This window comes from Nocardiopsis oceani (genome assembly GCF_054777395.1).
This window is the reverse complement of sequence record NZ_BAAHAR010000059.1, coordinates 1-17,747: the sequence shown is the minus strand read 5'-3', so window position 1 is coordinate 17,747 and position 17,747 is coordinate 1. Positions and strand designations below refer to the sequence as shown.

Below are 17,747 nucleotides of genomic sequence, written 5' to 3'. Positions count from 1 at the left end.
CATCGTCGGCCGCTCACGTAGTGACTGCTTGTTGCGCTGAGCGCTGACCACATATGGACATGTCGACACTGATCCCGTGTCAGGTCAGTAAGGTTCTCTGCGTGTTCCCCCAGAATCCCGCACCTCAGTCCCCCTGCCCGAGTCGTCGCGCATCCGTGGGTGCTGCACTGCTCGCCGTCGTGTTCGCCGCGACCGCCTGCTCGGGCGCCCCGGACTCCGATGGGGTCGAACCCGGGCTGATCCCCGAGATGGCCGTCGAGGCCCAGATCCATCCGGACGGCACCATGGACGTCCAGGAGACGGTCACCTACGACTTCGGCCCCGAACCGAGCCCCGGTCTGTTCCGGGCGCTGCCGGTGCTCCTCGACAGCGGCCCGATCCGGGACACGGCCATGTCGGTCACCGATGTGGCAGCGGACAGCCCCACCGGAGCCGACACCACCATCGAACGCGCCGAACGCGTCGAGGACGAGTTCCTGATCCTGATCGGGGACTCCTCCGAGGAGGTGACCGGGGAACACACCTACGTCATCTCCTACACGGTCGACGGAGCGCTGGAGGAGCGGTCCTTCACCACGGACCTCGGCTGGGGCTTCGTGGAAGGCTGGGGCGTACCCATCGAGGAAGTGTCCATCGAGGTCGAAGCACCAGCCATCGACGAGGCCTCGTGCCAGCTGGGAACCAGCGTCGGCGGGTGCGAGGAGGTGGAACACACCGACACCACCGTCAGCGTCCAGCACGAGCGGCTGTCCAGGAACATGGCACTGAGCCTGCTCGTGGCGATGCCGAACGACTCGGTCACCGTCAACGAGCCCCAGCCGACCCTGCGCCACGGGTGGGCGCCATCCGTTCCCTCCCTGGCGATCGCCGCCACGGTCCTGGTCCTGGCCGCCCTGCTCTTCGTCATCCGGATCCGGCGCGACCGCAAGTGGCGGAGCAAGTTCGGCGACAAGGTGCCCGAAGGGCTGACCCCGGGGGGCGCCGGTTACCTGTTCGGCAACCGGAGGCTGAAGCCCCTCCTGGTCCTCGCCATGCTCATCGACCTGGAGGAGCGGGGGCTGGTCAAGGCCCGACCCGACAAGGAGAACCCGGACAACTGGCTGTTCTCCCTGCAAGTGAGCAAGCAGAGCCGCAAGCTCAACCTGGCCGAGCGCTCACTTGTCTCCCGGGGTTTCACCAAGCGGGGCAACGCCAGGCTCACCGGTCTGCGCTCCCGGCTCAGCCCCCGCCGCCAGACCAGGATCTCCCTGGGGCTCGAATACGAGCTCCGCCGGTTCGGCCTCACCAACCCCTGGTTGGGCCCGCGCAGGCTGCTGCTCCTGCTCCCGTTCCTCTGCGTCCCCCTGGTGGGGGTCGCGGTGGACTCCTCCATCCTGCCGTTCTCCGGGTTCTACCTCGTTCTCGTGGCGGCCGCCGTGTACGGGGCCAGCCACCTGTGGAACTTCGGCGTGAGCATCCGGACCGCCCGCGGTCAGCACCTGTACGACCGGCTCAAGCGGATGCACCGCGACACCGCCCGGGGCGGCCCCCTGTCGGTTGCCGACCAGCCCGCATGGAGCGCCGCGCTCGGTGTGCCCAACGAGGTCCTCGGCCTCGCGTCCGGCCTCATGGACTTCAAGGAGGAGCACGCGAACCGGGACGGGGATGACCGGGGCTACCGGTACGACCGCCGTGGCTCCAGGCGGGGCGGTGGTCGCAGTGGCGGCGGACGCGGAGGCGGCGGTGGCCGTGGGGCGGGGGCCGTTCGAGCGGCGGTCGCGGGGGCCGCCGCTAGGCCGGCATCCCGTTGGTCCGTGCGCGCTGTACGGGTAGCCGGTGCAGACACCGGTTCCGGGGCGAATGTATGTCCCGGCTACATGTGAAACGGGTCACTCCAGATTTACCTTCGGGTTGGCACCCCATCCCCCAGCACGGGCGGTTGCGTCGCACTAGAGGCGGGTGCCGACTGGAGGAAATATGCACAAGACCCCCCTGGCCGCGGGAACGCTCGCGGCCGTGCTCGCCCTGACCGCATGCGGAAGCCCGGAGGAAGCCGCCGAAGGGGACGGCGAATCCATCAAGGTCGGCATCGTCTACTCCGCGAGCGGACCGCTGGCCACGTACGGAGAGCAGTACCGGCAGGGTTTCGAGGCCGGACTCGACCACGCCACCGGCGGGTCCATGGAGGTCGGCGGGCGCCCCGTCGAGGTCAGCTACATGGACGACGCGGGAGAGCCCACGAACGCGGTCTCCGCCACCCGCGAACTCGTCGGTGAGGGCCACGACATCATCGCGGGGTCCACCGCCTCCGGGATCGCCGTCCAGGTCGCCCCGCTCGCGGAGCAGAACGACATCCTCTTCATCTCCGGGGCCGCCGCCACCGACGCTGTCACCGGTATCAACGACCACACCTTCCGGTCCGGCCGCCAGACCTACCAGGACATCCTCACCGCGAGTACGTTCATGGACGACCCCGACGGCTCCGACGTGGTCGTCTTCGCCCAGCAGAACGCCTTCGGCCAGGACAACGTCGACGCGGTCACATCGGTCCTGGGAGACGCGGGTGCCAACGTGGACGAGGTCCTCGCCCCGCCGGAGACCACCGACCTCACCCCTTTCGCCGAGCAGGTCAACCAGGCCGACCCCGACCTCGTCTTCGTGGCCTGGGCCGGTGAGACCGCCTCCGCCATGTGGCAGGCCCTGGACCAACAGGGCACTCTCGACTCCACCGAGGTCGTCACCGGGCTGGACATCAAGCCCTCGTACTCCGTCTTCGGTGCCGCGGGCGACCGCATCTCCTTCCTCTCCCACTACTTCGACGGGGCCGCCGATACCGAGACGGCCGAGATCATGCGGGAGACGGTCGAGACCGACGGGGGAGAGGTCGACCTCTTCACCCCCGACGGATTCACCGCGGCCCAGATGGTCGTGCACGCGGCCAGCGAGGGCGACGAGACCCAGGACCGGATCGACGCGCTCTCCGGCTGGACCTTCGACGGCGTCAAGGGCGAACTGCACGTCCGGCCGGAGGACCACGCCCTCATCCAGCCCATGTACCAGGTCGAGCTGGTCGGTGAGGGCGACGACGCCCATCCGGAACTCGTCGCGGAGATCCCGGCAGCGGACGTCGAGCCCTCGGTCGCGGAGTAGCCATGGACACCGAAACCACCGCGTCGGCGGGCCCTGCCCCGGAATCCCCGGCCTCGGAATCCCCTGCCTCCGAATTCCCGGCCTCGGGCCCGCCCCAGGCGGTCCTCGCCCTCGAACACCTCAGCTGGTCGGTGGGCGGCGCCGTCATCGTCGACGACATCGACATGGCCGTCGCGGAGGGGGAGTTCGTCGCGCTCATCGGCCCCAACGGCGCGGGCAAGACATCCCTCTTCAACCTGGTCTCCGGCCTCACCAAACCCACCGCCGGGACCGTCTCCCTCGGCGGGACCGACGTCACCCGCTACCCGCCCTACCGCCGGGCCCAACTGGGCATGGGCCGGACCTTCCAGACCTCCAGCGTCTTCGGCGACCTCACCGTGGGCGCCAATGTCGGACTGGCCGTCCAGGCCCGCACGGGGGAGTCCCGCCGCTTCTGGCGGCTGGCCACCCCCGGAGGCGGCGCCGAGGCGACCCGTGTCATGGAGCTGGTGCGCCTCTCCCACCGGGTGGACGTCCTCGCGGGGGACCTCTCCCACGGCGACAAGCGCAAGCTCGAACTCGCCCTCCTCCTCGCCCGCGGTCCCCGGCTCATCCTCTTGGACGAACCCATGGCCGGGGTCAGCGCCGGAGAGATCGGCGAACTCACCACCGTCATCCAGGACGTGCACCGCGAACAGGGTTGCACGGTCCTCATGGTCGAACACCACATGGAGGTGCTCCTCGACATGGCCGACCGCCTGGCTGTGATGCACCACGGCGCACTCCTGGCCTTCACCGACCCGGACTCGGCGATGGCCGACCCCCAGGTCCAGGCCGCCTACCTCGGGGACGGCGCGTGAGCGCCGGGAAGCCGCTCCTGTCAGCGGCCGACCTCAACGTGTGGATCGAGGGCTCGCACATCCTCCAAGGGGTGTCCTTCGCGATGCCCGACCGGGGCGTGACCGCGGTGATGGGCCGCAACGGGGTCGGCAAGACCACCACCGTCAAGGCGCTGCTCGGCCTCGTGCCGCGCAGCGGGCGGGTCGAGTTCGACGGAGTGGACATCACCGCGCACCCCACGCACACCATCGTCACCAGGGGCATCGGGTACGTCCCCGAGGAGCGCGGTGTCTTCGCCGCCCTCACCGTCGCCGAGAACCTGAAGATCGCCGAACGCCGTCCCGGCAGGCCCCGCTACGACCTCGTGCACGACCTCTTCCCCGAACTGCGGTCCCGGGCCAACCAGACCGCGGGGACGCTCTCCGGGGGCCAACAGCAGATGCTCGCCATCGGTCGGGCCCTGCTCAACGACAACCGGCTCCTGATCGTGGACGAGCCCACCAAGGGCCTGGCCCCCCGGATCGTCCGCGAGGTCGCCGACGCGGTCGCCACCGCTGCCGAACGCGTACCGGTCCTGCTCGTCGAGCAGAACCTGGCACTCGTACGCCGTGTGGCCGACCAAGCCGTGGTGGTCGACGCGGGCCGCGTCACCCACACCGGTCCGGCCGGGGTGTTCCTCGACGACGCCGACCGCGTCCGCGAACTCCTCGGTGTGGCCAGGACGGTCGCGGAGGAAACCGACACCGAACCAGCGGCCGGCTCGACGGTCGACGGCACGGCCAACCCCGCGACGGGCGCCACGGTCAGCCCCGCGACCGGAGCCGAAGCCGATGACAGGCAGGTGGACACCTCGTGAGTACCGTCGTTCTCCTCATCATCACCGGGCTCGGGCTGGGCGCCCTGTACTTCCTCATCGCCTCGGGCCTGTCCCTGATCTTCGGTCTGATGGACGTCCTCAACTTCGCACACGGCGCCTTCCTGGCGATCGGCGCGTACGGCACCTGGTGGGCCGCGAACCACCTCCCGGGCGCGGGACCGGACGGAACCGGGTTCCTCCTCGCGGTGGTGTTCGGTGTCGCCGCCGGGACCCTCGCCGCCGTCCTGGTCGAGCTGTGCGTGATCCGCCCGCTGTACGGCAAGCACCGCGAGCAGATCCTCGCCACGGTTGGCCTGAGCCTGGCCGTCCCCGCGCTCATCCAAGCGATCTGGGGCGCGGACCCGCTCACCTTCCCCCGACCGGAGATGGTCTCGGGCACCCTCTCGTTCTTCGGGGTCAACGTCCCCACGGACCGGTACCTGCTGATCCTGGCCGCGGTCGCCGTGTTCGTCGCACTGTGGCTCTTCAACTCCCGCACCCGCTACGGGCTCATCGTCCGCGCCGGCGTGCAGGACCGCGCGATGGTCACCGCCCTCGGTATCGACGTGCGCAAGTCGTTCACCCTCGTGTTCGCGATCGGCGGGGCGGCCGCCGCCCTGGCCGGAGCCCTGGGCGGCCTCTACTTCGGAGTGGTCACGCCCACCCAGGGGATGTCGCTGCTCATCTTCGCGTTCATCGTGGTCGTGATCGGCGGGACGACCTCGCTCACCGGATGCGCGATCGCGTCGCTGACGGTCGGCCTCATCCAGCAGTTCGCCAACTACTACACGGTCGCCGGGCTGGGCGACATCGCCGTGGTCGCCGTCCTGGCCGTGGTCCTGCTCACCAAACAGGGCGGTCTGACCGCGAAGAAGTCCGCGGAGAGGGTGGCATGATGACCGACACAGACGTGGCCCCCAGCAAGGCCGCCGAGCCCGCCGGGCCGAATCCCCCGGTACAGCGGAACGTGCGGGAACGCCGCCCGCTCCCCTGGTGGGTTGTGCCAGGCGCCGTCCTCGCAGTGCTGCTTACCCTGCCCTTCTCCACCCTCTACATCCCCGGGGTGTTCGAGGGTGCCCTGAACAGCCCCTCGACCCTGCACCTGCTCGCGCTGTGCCTGGTGTTCGGCGGTCTGGCCACCAGCTACGACCTCCTCTACGGGCGGGTCGGCCTGCTTTCCTTCGGGCACGCCCTCTACTTCGCCTGCGGCGCCTACGTGGCTGCCCTCATGATGTCCGTGCTGTCGCTGCCCCTGCTGTGGTCGGCGGTCATCGCCGTGGTCACCGGGACCCTTCTCGCCCTGCTGCTCGGGGCGGTTTCGCTGCGGGTCAACGGGATCGCGCTGGCCATGGTCACGCTCGCCTTCGCCGAAGCCGGTTCCATCCTCATCTCCCGTGATCCCGGCCGCTGGACCGGCGGCGAGGAGGGCCGATCGCTCAACACCGAGGCCGTCCCGGACGCCTTCGTCGGTGTGGTCAACACCGTCAACCTCTACTGGGTCGCGGTCGCCTACCTCGTGGTCGTCCTCGCCGTGGTGTGGTGGCTGGCCGCTTCGCCGGTGGGCCGGGTCTGGCAGGGCATCCGCGCAAACGAGCAGCGCGTTGCCGTGCTGGGCATCAACCCCTATCCCTACAAGCTGGCGGCCTTCACCGTCGGCGGCGGACTGGCTTCCCTCGGCGGGGTCGCCTACCTCTTGGTGAACGGCGGGGTCACCCCCGTCATCACCACGGCCGAATTCACCCTCACCCTCCTGGTGATGGTGGCGCTGGGCGGCGCGGGCACCCGGTGGGGGCCGTTCCTCGGGGCGGCCCTGTACACCTACGCCGAGCACCGCCTCCTCCAGGTGGACGGGGCCTTCGACGCCCTCCCCGCCTGGATCGCGGCCCCGCTGTCCCAACCCCTCTTCATCCTGGGCACGCTCTTCGTACTGATGGTGTTCTTCTTCCCCGGCGGCCTCGTGGCGCTGCCCGGTCGGATCAGGGCGGTGCTGCGGGACAGGACGGCCCGGAGAAAGAGACCCTCCCGCCAAGGCGGCCCCGGTCCTGAGGGAGGGCCGGCCCCTGCGGAAAGGAAGGACGACGCGACATGACCGAACCCTCCCGAGCCAGCGGGGACGACCACCGCGTCCCCGTCGCCGGGGGCGACCTGGCGGTGACGGCCTGGGGCTCCGGCCCCGGCCTCCCGGTCCTGGCCGTCCACGGCATCACTGCCAACGGGCTCTCCTTCGCCCGGGCGGCGCAGGAGCTCTCCGCACGCGGCGGCCCTCCCCTCATCGCCCCTGACCTGCGCGGCCGGGGGAGGAGCGCCGACCTGCCCGGCCCGTACGGGCTGGCCGCCCACGTCGACGACCTCGTCGCCGTACTCGACAGCCGCGGAGTACGGCGGACGGTCGTCATAGGACACTCGATGGGCGCTTTCGTCGCCAACCTCCTCGCCGTACGCCACCCCGACCGTGTGGCCGGGCTCCTCCTGGTGGACGGCGGCCACGGGCTCCCCGTCCCTCCGGACACCGACATCGATGCGGTCCTCGGCCCGGCCATGGCCCGGCTGCGGATGACCTTCGCTGGCCCTGACGCCTACCGCGCCTTCTGGCGGGACCACCCCGCCTTCAGGGGCCGGTGGAACACCTGGGTGGACGACTACGTACTGCGGGACCTGGTCGGCGCTGAGCCGCGGATGCGTTCGGCCTGCCACGAGGCGGCGGTCCGGGTCGACGGCGCACAGGTGCTCGCCGACGAGGAGGCCTTGGGCGCGATCCACCGGCTGCCGTGCCCCGCGCGCCTGCTGTGGGCCGCGCGCGGCCTCATGGACGAGGGCCCCGGCCTGTACACGGCCGAACGGCTCGCGGGGCTCCCTGAGAACATCGAGACCCTCGAACTCCCCGAGGACAACCACTACACTCCGCTGTTCTCCTCAACCGCCGCTCTGGTCGCCGAGCAGGTCCACGCCCTTGTCGAGGAGACCGTGCAGGTGGAGGGCGAGCTGTAGTTCCAGGGCGCGGTCGGGGTGCTGCCAGTCCGCCCCGATCAGCTGCCCGATCCGCTCCAGGCGCTGCGCCACGGTGTTCACGTGGATGTGCAGGTCGTCCTTGGCTCGGGACAGGTTTCCCCCGGCCGCGAAGTAGGCGCGCAGCGTCTCCACCAGCAGAGTGCCGCGCTTGGCGTCGTACTCCAGCAGCGGTCCGAGAGCGGCGGAGACGAAGCCGGGCACGTCCCGGTCGTGGCTCAACAGGAGCCCGGAGAACCCCAGGTCCTCGGCGGTGGCCGCGTCACCGCCCCGGCCGAGCGCTCGCAACGTCTGTAGGCACCGGGTCGCCTCGGTGAACGCGCCCCGGAACGTGTCCAGGCCCTCGGTGGGCCCGGCCAGCCCGGCCGTCACCGGTCCGTTGGCGGCGGTGGACAGCTCAGCCGTCACCCTGCGGCCCACTTCGGACGGGGCCGAACCGGGCAGCGCCAGCACCAGCCGCCCGCCCCGGTTCGCGGCCAGCCCGCCGGTGGTCCCGGCCACGAAGGTCGCCGCTGACCGCAACCGCTGCGGGTCTCCCCCGGGTGCCTCGGCCACCACCAGCACGTGCGGGGCGTCCAGGTCGGCGTGCAGGAGCGCGGCCCGCTGCCGCAGGGACACCGGGTCGCGCGCGGGCACCTCCAACAGCTCGTTGAGCAGGTCGCCGCGGATCCGGTGTTCGGTCTCGCTCACCGAACGGCGGATGAGTAGTCGCAGGGCGGTCACCATCGCCGCTCGCTCGAGTACCCTCTGATCGGTACTGTCCAGCTCCACCCCGCGCAGCACGAGCGTTCCCAGCGGCTCGGTGCCCGCCGCGGCCACGGCCACCCAAGCACCGCCCACCGCGACGGCCCGTCCGCTGGCCAGCGAGGAGCGCACCGCCCCGGAGAGTCCGGGGTCGCCCGCGTCCAGCGGGTCACCACCCGGTGAGGACTCCCCCAGGTCACCCTCGGGCGAGGCGGTCACGGACACGTCCGAGGTGCGGTCGTGGATGCACACCGAACCGCCCAGCACCTCCGCGATCGCGCCCGCCACCTCGTGCACGCCGCCTCCGCCCAGCACCAGGTCGGTGAACCGGTCGTGCGCGTCCGCAGACCGTTCCACCGATGCGGTGTGCCGCTGCAGGCGTTCGTTGACGGTGTGCAGCTCGTCCAGGGCCCGCCGGGTGTCGTCGATGAGGTTCGCGTTGTCGATCGCGATCGCCGCGTGCGTGGCCAGCGACGACAGTAGCGCCACCTCCGAGTGGGCGAAGGGGCGCTCCCGGCGGTTCGCGGCGAACAGCACCCCCACACCGCGCCCGTTCATCTTCAGCGGCACGCCGAGGATCGCGACCAGGCCCTCCTCCCGGACGGCGTGGTCGATGTTGTCCGCGTGCTCGAACCTCGGGTCCGTGAAGTAGTTGGCGGTCACGTACGGCAGCGACGTGCTCGCCACCAGGCCGCCCAGACCCTTGCCCGGTGCCAGCCGCAGGCGTTGGAACGTCGCGGAGACGGACCCCGAGGTCACTCGCATGTAGGTGTCCCCCGCCTCGCCGTCGCTCAGCGTCAGGTAGGCGACGTCGGTTCCCAGCAGGTGCCGCGCCCGTTCCACGATCGCTTCGAGAACCTGGTCCAGGCTGCGCATCCCCGCCAGGTCGTTGGCGGTCTCGAACAGTGCGCTCAACTCGGACTCGCGCCGCTGGCGGTCCTGCAACACCGAACGCACCCGCAGCGCGGCCAGTTTGGCGCTTTCCAGCGAGGCGACCGTCTCCGCGTCGGAGCCGTCTGCACGGGCGCGCAGCACCGGCCGCTCGTACTCGACGGCCGGTGCGTCGCGCAGCAGTAGTTCCAAGAAGAAGGCCTGTGGTCCGGCGCTCGCGGCGCCGTCCCCGCCGTGGGGATCCGGGGTGCTGTTCAGCTCGAACTCCAAGCTCCGTCGATGGGCAGCGATGCGCCGTTGACGAACGACGCGTCGTCACGGCACAGGTAGGCGACCATCTCGGCCACCTCGGAGGGTTCGATCAGCCGTTTCACCGGGCTGCGGGCCAACAGCACCTCCGACACCACCCGCTCCTCGGGAATGCCGTGCGCCTCGGCCTGGTCCGCGATCTGTTTCTCCACGAGGGCGGTCCGCACGTAGCCCGGGTTCACACAGTTGGACGTGACTCCGTGTGCGGCACCCTCCAGGGCGACCACCTTCGAGAAGCCCTCCAGTCCGTGCTTGGCCGTCACGTACGCCGACTTGTAGGCGGAGGCACGTAGCCCGTGCACGGAGGAGATGTTGACGATCCGGCCCCAGCCGTGCTCGTACATGTGGGGCAGGGCCCCGCGTACCACGCGGAACGGTGACTCGACCATGAGTCGAAGGATGAGGGAGAAGCGCTCCGGAGGGAAGTCCTCGACGGCGGCCACCGTCTGCACCCCCGCGTTGTTGACCACGATGTCCGCGCCCCGGGCCGCCTCTTCGGCCGCGTCCAGGTCGGTCAGGTCCAGCTCGACCGCCTCGCCGATTCCCCGGTCGGCGAGTTCGGTGAGTGTCCCGCGGTCGATGTCGGCCAGGCGGACGGTGGCGCCGGCCTCGGACAGGCGTAGCGCGCACGCGCGGCCGATGCCTCCGGCGGCGCCGGTCACCAGTGCGGTCCGTCCACTCAGGGCGGCGTGGGCGGCGTGGGGTGCGGTGTCGGCGCCGGGGCTGGTGCGGGGGGCCTGCCGATCCGCGTCCGACAGGAACTCATGCGTCGTCATGGCAGCAACCTAGGCCGGGTCCGGCGACCGCGGGATAGGGCACGTGGACACACAACCAGGACAGTGCATGTGGTGATCGCCCATGAGCGGAAGTGCGGCTGTGGAGTTCCCACGGGCCAAGGGTATGTGATCGGGGTCTCATGCACATAGTGCGCAGATCACCCTGAACCTAGGCTTCCGGTACCGGTCCGGCCGAACCCCCGCTCACCGCTCGACCCCCCGGAGCCGCACCATGCACTCCCCCGCACCGAACCACGTCACACAAGCACGATCATCCCTACCCGCCCTGGCCTCCGTACTCCTCATGGTCGCCGCGGTCCTGGCGGCCGCACCGGAGCGGGCCTCAGCCGCCGAGCTCGCCCCGGTGCCCTCGTTCGGCGACGACCCCGGCAACCTCGCCATGTACGAGTACGTCCCCGACGGCCTCCCCGACGGAGCACCGCTGGTCGTGCTCCTCCACGGCTGCGGCCAGGACGCCGCCGACTACCATCAGCACTCCGGATGGGCCGAGCAGGCGGACGGGTCCGGGCTCGGCCTCGTCTACGCGGAGCAGAACAGCGCCAACAACGCCAGCCAGTGCTTCAACTGGTTCGAGCCGGCCGACGTCGCCCGGGGATCGGGTGAGGCCCAGTCGGTGGCGTCGATGGTGGAGCACGCCGTCACCGAACACGGGCTGGACGCCGACAGCGTGTACGTCTCGGGTCTGTCCGCCGGCGGTGCCATGGCCGGGGAACTCCTCGCCGCCTATCCCGACCTCTTCGCCGGGGGCAGCGTCGTCGCGGGCATCCCGGTGGGCTGCGCCGACGGCATGGTCGACGCCTTCGCCTGTATGAACCCCGGCAAGGACCGGACACCTGAGCAGTGGGGCGACGAGGTCCGGGACAAGCTCCCCGACGGTGCCGAACTGCCGCGGGTGGCGGTCTGGCACGGAACCGCCGACTTCACCGTCGCCCCCGCCAACGGTGACGCCGGCGTGAGCCAGTGGGTCGACGTCTGGGGTCTGCCCACCACACCGGACAGTACGGAGGAGCTACCCGGGCCCACCACTGCCGAGTACTACGGGGGCAGCGGGCTGGACGCCGAGGTCGCCCACTTCTCGGTCGAGGGCATGGGGCACGGGACCCCCGTCGACCCGGCCTCCGGCTGCGGGACCGCGGGCGCGTATTTCCTCGACACGGTCTGCTCCACCGGCCACACCGCTGAGTTCTGGGGGATCGGCTGAGGTCGGTACCCCCGCTCGTGCCCTAGCCCATGCCACCGGGGCGTCCTCGGACCCTAGAAGCACTCCTTGTCCCGGGCCAGGTCACCGAAGTGGGCGACCGTGGCCCCCAAGGCGAAGTGCGCGGCCTGGTGCTCGGTCATGGGGACGATCCCGGTGGGGAACTGCACTCTGAACGGGAACTCGTCCTCCGGGCGGATCCGAAAGTCGTCGATCACCCCCTGCGACAAGAGCAGGGTTAGGGCCTCACGAACGTGGCCGGTGCGATGGTCTGACGCCCAGATCGACATGTAACCACGGTAAACCGAAAAGCACCGGAAAAGCCTGTGCGGGCGGGAAAAGCGGCCCGCCCGCACGGTTTCCCCTCCTCCGGCTCCAGGAGACAGGTGCGCTCCGGCATCAGTTCTCCTCGTTCACCCGGGCCTCACCCGCGAGGACGTGGGCGGTCAGGCGGCGCAGGGCGAGCCTGGTCGATTCGAACTCGTCATCGGGCAGGTCGATGACCCTGCCGATGGCCTCGGGGATGCCGCGGGCGCGTGCCCGCAGCGCTGCACCCTCTTCGGTGGGAGTGACCCGCACCGAGCGCTCGTCCTGGGGGTCCCGGTCCCGGCGCAGAAGGCCGTTGGCCTCGAGGCGCTTGAGCAGGGGAGTGAGTGTGCCGTAGTCGAGTTGCAGTACCGCGCCGGCCTCCTTGACCGAGCACCCGCCGCGTTCCCACAAGAGCATCATCACGAGATACTGCGGGTAGGTCAGACCGAGCGGATCCAGCAGCGGACGGTAGAGGTTCGTGACAGCACGCGAGGCCGCGTACAGCGCGAAGCACATCTGCTCGTCGACTGGCGGGAGCTCGAAGTCGTCTGCGGGGGCTGGGGCGCGGTCGTGCATCGCACAACATCGTAGTAACCGCGCACCCGATGTCAAAGCCCGCAATTACCTTGCGCACGAGTGGAACAGGGCATCCCGGCCGGGGGTCTTGAAACCCGAACTCAGGGTGTGACCGTCGGATACGCGCAACGGCGCCGCCTCGGACCGCACCGCGCCGGCGCCGCTGCTCCCCCGTCCAGCTCCGCTACTCCTTTTGCTGCTTCGGGGCGCTGTCCGGCAGCCGCCGCTTGACCACCTTCCCGGTGGCATTGCGGGGCAGCTCCTCCAGCACCACCACGTCCCGCGGCACCGAGAACCGGCCCAGCATCTCGCGCACGTGCATGCGCACTTCGTTCGGGTCGATGAGGGAACCCTCGTAAGGCACCACGTAGGCCGCGAACCGCTGCCCGAACTCCTCGTCCGGAACCCCCGTCACGACGACCTCTCGCACCGCGGGCATCGTCACGATGGCCTCCTCCACCGGACGCGGAAAGGCGTTCTCACCGCCCGAAACGATCATGTCGTCGTCCCGCCCCGCCACGTGCAGCAACCCGTGACCGTCCACGTAACCCCGGTCACCGGTCTCCATCAGGTCGCCCGCGACCCGTTTGCTCTTGCCGTTCGTGTAGCCGTCGAACAGCATCTCGTTGCCGACGAAGATGGCACCCTTGCTCCCCTGCGGGACCTCCGCGCCCTTCTCGTCGAGCACCGAGATCCGGGTCCCCAACGGAGGCCGTCCCGCGGTTGTCGGGGCCAGCCGCAGATCCTCCGGCGTCGCGATGGTCGCCCACGACACCTCGGTCGACCCGTACAGGTTGTAGATGACGTCCCCGAACGTGTCCATGAAGTCGCTGATCAGCTGGGGGCTCATCGCCGAGCCGCTGCACGCCACGATCCTCAGCGACGAGGTGTCGTACTTCTCCCGCGTCGACTTCGGCAGGTCCATGATCCGCCGCAGCATCACCGGCACCACGAACAGTGCCGTGCACCGCTGCTCCTGGATCGTTCGCAGCACGTCCTCCGGTTCGAAAACGCGACGCATCACCAGTGTCGCCCGCATCGACATACCCAGCTGGACCCCGGCCAGCCCCCACGTGTGGAAGACCGGCGCCGACACCAGGATCCGGTCCTTCGAACTCAGCGGAATCCGGGACAGGACCGAAGCCGCGTCCTGCGGCCCCTTCGGCGTGGGGCGGCGAGCGCCCTTGGGGGTACCAGTGGTCCCCGAGGTCAGGACGATCAGCCGCCCCGGCTTCTCCGGCGGGGCCGGATCCGTCTCCGCCGACTCCGTCGCCTCGGTCGGGATACGGGGTCCGGGGATGCTGGTCTCGCCCCACGACGTGACCCGCGGGATGTCCGGGGGGAGTTCCTTGTACAGCTCCTCGAACTCGGAGTCCGCGATCAGCAGCGACACCTCGTTCCGGCGCACCACGTCCGCGAGCGGGCCGACGGCCAGGCCGGTGTTCAACAGCACAGCGTCGGCGCCCAGGCGGCTGCAGGCCACGGCGGACTGCACCAGCCCGCTGTGGTTGCGGCACAGGATGCCCACCCGGGCACCTTCCCGCACACCCATGCGGTGGAGTTCGCGGGCGAGCCGACGGCCGCGCAGGTTCATCTCTCCGAAGGTCGTGGCCCCGGCGTCGTCGATCACCGAGACCCGGTGCGGAACGCGCTCACCGGCGGCGGCGTAGCCGCCCGCGATGGTCGCACCCCATGTCTTGAGCGCACGCAGTTGGCGGGCGATTTTGTCCGGACGGCCAGGTGACAGGACACCGGCCTTCACGAGTACCCTCACGACCTTGAGCGTGTGTCGCAGTTTCGACGGGGCGGGCGGGCTGCTGGCTTGGGACGCCATGGAGTCTCCGATGGGGGCAGGGACGGGCGAAGCGGTCCGCGCCTTCCGGAGAGCCTTCGCCTCATGACTCGCCGGAGTACTGCGACCGTAGGCGACAGGGCTTGGGAGTTTCTCCGTCACCGGGTGAGTGACTACCCGCGCGTAGTTGTCACCCGGGGACGCAACTAGGGGGCGGGCCGGACCGGCTCGACACGTGCGCGGCCCGGCCCCGGACTCAGGTCACCGGCCTCAGTCGCTCACCGTGATCGGGGCGCCCGGGTCGTCGGCGTTGGTCACCTCGTAGGTGGCGGTGAAGCCCGCCTCGTCGGTGTCGGGGCAGCCGACACCGCCCTCCACGTCGACCGGCGCCGTGGTGTCGAAGTCGAGCGTCGATGCCGGGTCCCCGTTGGTCCAGGTCCCGTCGATCTCCTCGTCCGCGTCGGGGCTGACCGTCGCGGTGCAGCTTGCCAGTCCGGACGTCTCCACCACGATGCCCGCGGCGGGGACGACCATGGTGCCGACGGCAGGGGATCCGCCCTGCATCGTCATGTCCCACACGTCGTCGCTGACGGTGACGGTTGCGTCGACCAGGGCGACATCGGTCGTGCAGTCCGTGAAGTTCGGGGCGTTGATGGGCCCGCCGACCGGGCCGTCCGGGTTGTGGTTGTCAGGCTCGTCGGGAACCAGGTTGTTGTCGCTGCCGGGGGACGTCACCGAGGTCGTGCAGGTGATCGTGACGTCCCCGGCGGTGAAGACGGCGTCACCGGAGAGCACAGCCTCGAAGGCGGCACCCGCGGGCTCGACGGTGGTCGGCCCCTCCTGAGCGGCGAGCGCGGGGCCGCCCCAAGCCAGGACGAGGGTCCCGGCTGCGGCGACGGCGAGGCAGGAGCGGTTGCGGGATCTCGGTTGCGGAACCGACATGAGTACTCCTTGTGTGTGACGGCCGGACGGCATGCGAGCAGGCACGTCCGGCACGACTGGGTTCGTGTTCGCGCCGACGTAGGTAGACGTGACTTGCCTGGGGACAACCGGGAGCGCACGGGACGGAGCAGTCGAACCCGTGCGCTCCCGGCCGATCAGTGGCTCGGCCCGGAGGTCACACGTGTGCGGGGGTCAGGCCTCGGGCCGAGCGGTGGGCGGCAGCGGTGCGGCGTCGTCCCGTTCCTGGCCGTCCTCGAGCTCCCGCGGCTGCTCCCGTCGGCGTCGGCCGCGGCGTTTGCGGGGCGGGCGCGCGACGGGTCGCCATGCGAAGGCGAGGCCGCCCCCGGCCAGGGCCAGGAGTGTCCCGATGACGAGTCCGCCGAGGTTGGACAGGATCAGTGCGCCCAGGGCGATGAAGCCGGCGAAGCTGCCGGTGATCACGTGCTGGCTCGGGGTGAACCAGGTGACCAGGCCGAGGACGATCAGCATGCCGCTGAACAACAGGGTGGAGACGGCTCCGACACCGAGGTAGATCATCAGCTCGACCGGTATCTGAGTAATCAGGACCATTTCGATACCGGCGAGGATCATCAGCAGGCCGCCCAGGAAGGGACGGCGCTTGCGCCACCGGGTCCAGCCGTTCCACACCCTGCGGGTTCGCCTTAGAAGCACTCGTCTTCTCCGAGGGCGACATCGAGGCTCAGATTATGGAGGTTGAACGTACCCGCGGATGCGGCACGGGCGGTCTGCTCCAGGTCTTCGACGTGAATGGTGTCGGACTGCATGCCGAACAGGTCGGTGTGGCCGCGGCCCTCGCCGAAGTCGTCAGGCCCCTTGTCCAGGGTCGAGGCGTCCCGGCCGATCTCCATATTGGTGAACTCGGCGTTGCCGTCCATCTGCTCCATGTCGATGACCAGGTCAGAAGCCCGGACAGGGGTTCCTGCGTCTCCGGCGGTCAGCATGAGAGAGACCGGACCGACCAGCGGGAACTCGGTGGTCAGCACCGACTGGCAGAGGCTGACGATCTCGGCCTCGTTGATGCCGGCGGTCGCGACCGGGACCGGTTCGTCGCGGACGGTCGCGTTGATCCAGCCGAACTGGGCGAAGCCCTCACCGGTCATCTCGTCGGCCGAGATCTTGAACTGCTGACCGGAGATACTGAACGAGGCTGCGAGCGCACCGCTGGCCATCGCTACGAGAATGCCGCCGATGGCCGCACCAGCGGGGATGGAGAAGAGGGCCAAGCGCTTCCAGCTGGTATGGCTCTCCGGAGTGTCCGAGGCGTCAGCGGAGGTGTCGGGCGCGTCGGGGGATGTGGTGACCATGCATGTCCTTCCATGGGTGCATGACCGCGCTGCGCCTGCCGTCCCCCCGAACATCCGGCACGCGGCCTGGACTGATTCCGTCCCGTGTGCGGGACAGACCAGAATCCGTTCCAGTAACGCTGAACATCATGTATCTGATGGCTTGGAATTTCAAGACTTCCTGCGGAACTTTCCGTCCTTTCTCCGCTATGCGTCGAAATGATCTTGAGTGATGTCGTAATCCCGCTGACGTGGGACAATAGAAGAGGGATGCCTGTTGTTCGGGGTGATGACGAGTGGCGCGGCTATTCGTTGTCAACGGATCAGTTTCGAGTCGGTCACGGATGGTTCCGCGGTGCAGCCTGCCGGGAGTCCACCTTTGTCATCGGGGTGATGAATTCCGGGCTCTCCTTTCCTCAGTTGAATGAGTGTCGGGGGTGCGTGGGGCGGAGGGGGCCGATGGGCCCCGACGGCGCAGAGGTTCCAGGGGCGGGTCAGAGGATGATCCAGCGGTCGACTGTCTCGGGTGGCTGGCGCGGGCAATAGCGGTAGGTGGGAGAGCGGGAAAAGGGACGCGCGCTCCCGCGCGCGAGGCCGACGAGAGGGGGCAGTCGACGGGAGTAGGGGACCGGCGCGCCGGTTGCCCCCGCAGGGCCGAGTGGACCCGATCGGCCGCAGGCGGCTGGGTGACCGGCGACACAGGCGTTCCGGTTTGCTTGGGGTGCCCGCCGGGGGTAATGTTTCCCAGGTCGCCGCGGAACGGTGAGCAACCCGCAAGGGTCGACTCGGAGCCGGGCCGCGATCACAGACACACTCTCTCCACTCAGCCGAGATGGTTCGGGCACTGCCCGGAGCATGTAAGCTCGGAGAGTTGCTTCAGACGCCGGGCGGAAACGCAGGGCGAAAGAAGCAGAACGAGTTTCTTTAGCTCGATCAGGTTCAACACCGAAACCGCCGATTTGGCGGGGTGCGGAACACCTGATAAAGTAAAGAACACAACAAGCGGAAACGCAGACGCCTTCCACGGAAGAGCAGCCAGGGCGAGAGTCCGGGCGCTTGTACGGGAAGAGTGATT

The 17,747-nt window shown here is 69.7% G+C and carries 17 protein-coding genes; 8 read left to right on the top strand and 9 right to left on the bottom strand.

What is annotated here, in order from left to right:
• Positions 1-155: 155 nt before the first annotated feature.
• The 7 genes from ACYVDG_RS28755 to ACYVDG_RS28725 all read left to right on the top strand — a co-directional run bounded on the left by ACYVDG_RS28755 (position 156) and on the right by ACYVDG_RS28725 (position 7,792).
• Positions 156-1,862, top strand: a complete 1,707-nt coding sequence (locus ACYVDG_RS28755; protein WP_460761199.1) for a DUF2207 domain-containing protein — start codon at positions 156-158, stop codon at positions 1,860-1,862.
• Between the two features lie 94 nt (positions 1,863-1,956).
• The gene (locus ACYVDG_RS28750; RefSeq protein WP_460761196.1) at positions 1,957-3,129 is read left to right on the top strand and encodes a substrate-binding domain-containing protein; all 1,173 of its coding nucleotides are present in this window, start codon (positions 1,957-1,959) and stop codon (positions 3,127-3,129) included.
• A 2-nt stretch (positions 3,130-3,131) separates the two neighbouring features.
• Positions 3,132-3,968, top strand: coding sequence for an ABC transporter ATP-binding protein (locus tag ACYVDG_RS28745; RefSeq protein ID WP_460761191.1), 837 nt, complete (start codon positions 3,132-3,134; stop codon positions 3,966-3,968).
• Entirely contained in the window at positions 3,965-4,804 is an 840-nt protein-coding gene (locus ACYVDG_RS28740; RefSeq protein ID WP_460761188.1) for an ABC transporter ATP-binding protein, read from the top strand. The genes ACYVDG_RS28745 and ACYVDG_RS28740 overlap by 4 nt, the downstream gene beginning before the upstream one ends.
• On the top strand, positions 4,801-5,700 hold the full coding sequence (locus ACYVDG_RS28735) for a branched-chain amino acid ABC transporter permease (protein ID WP_460761185.1): 900 nt from the start codon (positions 4,801-4,803) through the stop codon (positions 5,698-5,700). Before ACYVDG_RS28740 ends, ACYVDG_RS28735 begins: the two co-directional genes overlap by 4 nt.
• Positions 5,700-6,893, top strand: coding sequence for a branched-chain amino acid ABC transporter permease (locus tag ACYVDG_RS28730; RefSeq protein WP_460761181.1), 1,194 nt, complete (start codon positions 5,700-5,702; stop codon positions 6,891-6,893). The genes ACYVDG_RS28735 and ACYVDG_RS28730 overlap by 1 nt, the downstream gene beginning before the upstream one ends.
• Complete coding sequence (locus ACYVDG_RS28725; RefSeq protein WP_460761176.1) at positions 6,890-7,792, top strand: alpha/beta fold hydrolase; 903 nt, start codon at positions 6,890-6,892, stop codon at positions 7,790-7,792. The genes ACYVDG_RS28730 and ACYVDG_RS28725 overlap by 4 nt, the downstream gene beginning before the upstream one ends.
• Here ACYVDG_RS28725 and ACYVDG_RS28720 read toward each other — a convergent pair.
• Both ACYVDG_RS28720 and ACYVDG_RS28715 read right to left on the bottom strand, forming a co-directional pair.
• A complete protein-coding gene (locus ACYVDG_RS28720; RefSeq protein ID WP_460761172.1) occupies positions 7,718-9,715 on the bottom strand; it encodes a helix-turn-helix domain-containing protein in 1,998 nt (665 codons plus the stop codon). The genes ACYVDG_RS28725 and ACYVDG_RS28720 overlap by 75 nt on opposite strands.
• Positions 9,700-10,530: a 3-hydroxybutyrate dehydrogenase gene (locus ACYVDG_RS28715; RefSeq protein ID WP_460761169.1), complete on the bottom strand. Its 831-nt coding sequence runs from the start codon at positions 10,528-10,530 to the stop codon at positions 9,700-9,702. Before ACYVDG_RS28715 ends, ACYVDG_RS28720 begins: the two co-directional genes overlap by 16 nt.
• 232 nt (positions 10,531-10,762) lie before the next feature.
• On the opposite strand from ACYVDG_RS28715, the gene ACYVDG_RS28710 reads away from it, so the two are divergent.
• Complete coding sequence (locus ACYVDG_RS28710) at positions 10,763-11,752, top strand: extracellular catalytic domain type 1 short-chain-length polyhydroxyalkanoate depolymerase (RefSeq protein ID WP_460761164.1); 990 nt, start codon at positions 10,763-10,765, stop codon at positions 11,750-11,752.
• 53 nt (positions 11,753-11,805) lie between these two features.
• On the opposite strand, the gene ACYVDG_RS28705 is transcribed toward ACYVDG_RS28710, so the two are convergent.
• The 7 genes from ACYVDG_RS28705 to ACYVDG_RS28675 all read right to left on the bottom strand — a co-directional run.
• Positions 11,806-12,039, bottom strand: coding sequence for a hypothetical protein (locus ACYVDG_RS28705; protein WP_460761157.1), 234 nt, complete (start codon positions 12,037-12,039; stop codon positions 11,806-11,808).
• Positions 12,040-12,148: 109 nt separating this feature from the next.
• On the bottom strand, positions 12,149-12,634 hold the full coding sequence (locus ACYVDG_RS28700; RefSeq protein WP_460761150.1) for a MarR family winged helix-turn-helix transcriptional regulator: 486 nt from the start codon (positions 12,632-12,634) through the stop codon (positions 12,149-12,151).
• Between the two features lie 184 nt (positions 12,635-12,818).
• Positions 12,819-14,468, bottom strand: coding sequence for an AMP-binding protein (locus ACYVDG_RS28695; protein WP_460761146.1), 1,650 nt, complete (start codon positions 14,466-14,468; stop codon positions 12,819-12,821).
• Positions 14,469-14,696: 228 nt separating this feature from the next.
• A complete protein-coding gene (locus ACYVDG_RS28690) occupies positions 14,697-15,368 on the bottom strand; it encodes a hypothetical protein (protein ID WP_460761142.1) in 672 nt (223 codons plus the stop codon).
• A 192-nt stretch (positions 15,369-15,560) separates the two neighbouring features.
• Complete coding sequence (locus tag ACYVDG_RS28685; protein ID WP_460761137.1) at positions 15,561-16,040, bottom strand: DUF6114 domain-containing protein; 480 nt, start codon at positions 16,038-16,040, stop codon at positions 15,561-15,563.
• On the bottom strand, positions 16,031-16,693 hold the full coding sequence (locus ACYVDG_RS28680; RefSeq protein WP_460761132.1) for a DUF6230 family protein: 663 nt from the start codon (positions 16,691-16,693) through the stop codon (positions 16,031-16,033). The genes ACYVDG_RS28685 and ACYVDG_RS28680 overlap by 10 nt, the downstream gene beginning before the upstream one ends.
• An 802-nt stretch (positions 16,694-17,495) precedes the next feature.
• Positions 17,496-17,747 (bottom strand): hypothetical protein (locus tag ACYVDG_RS28675; protein ID WP_460761128.1); only part of this gene is annotated, 252 nt, incomplete at its 5' end.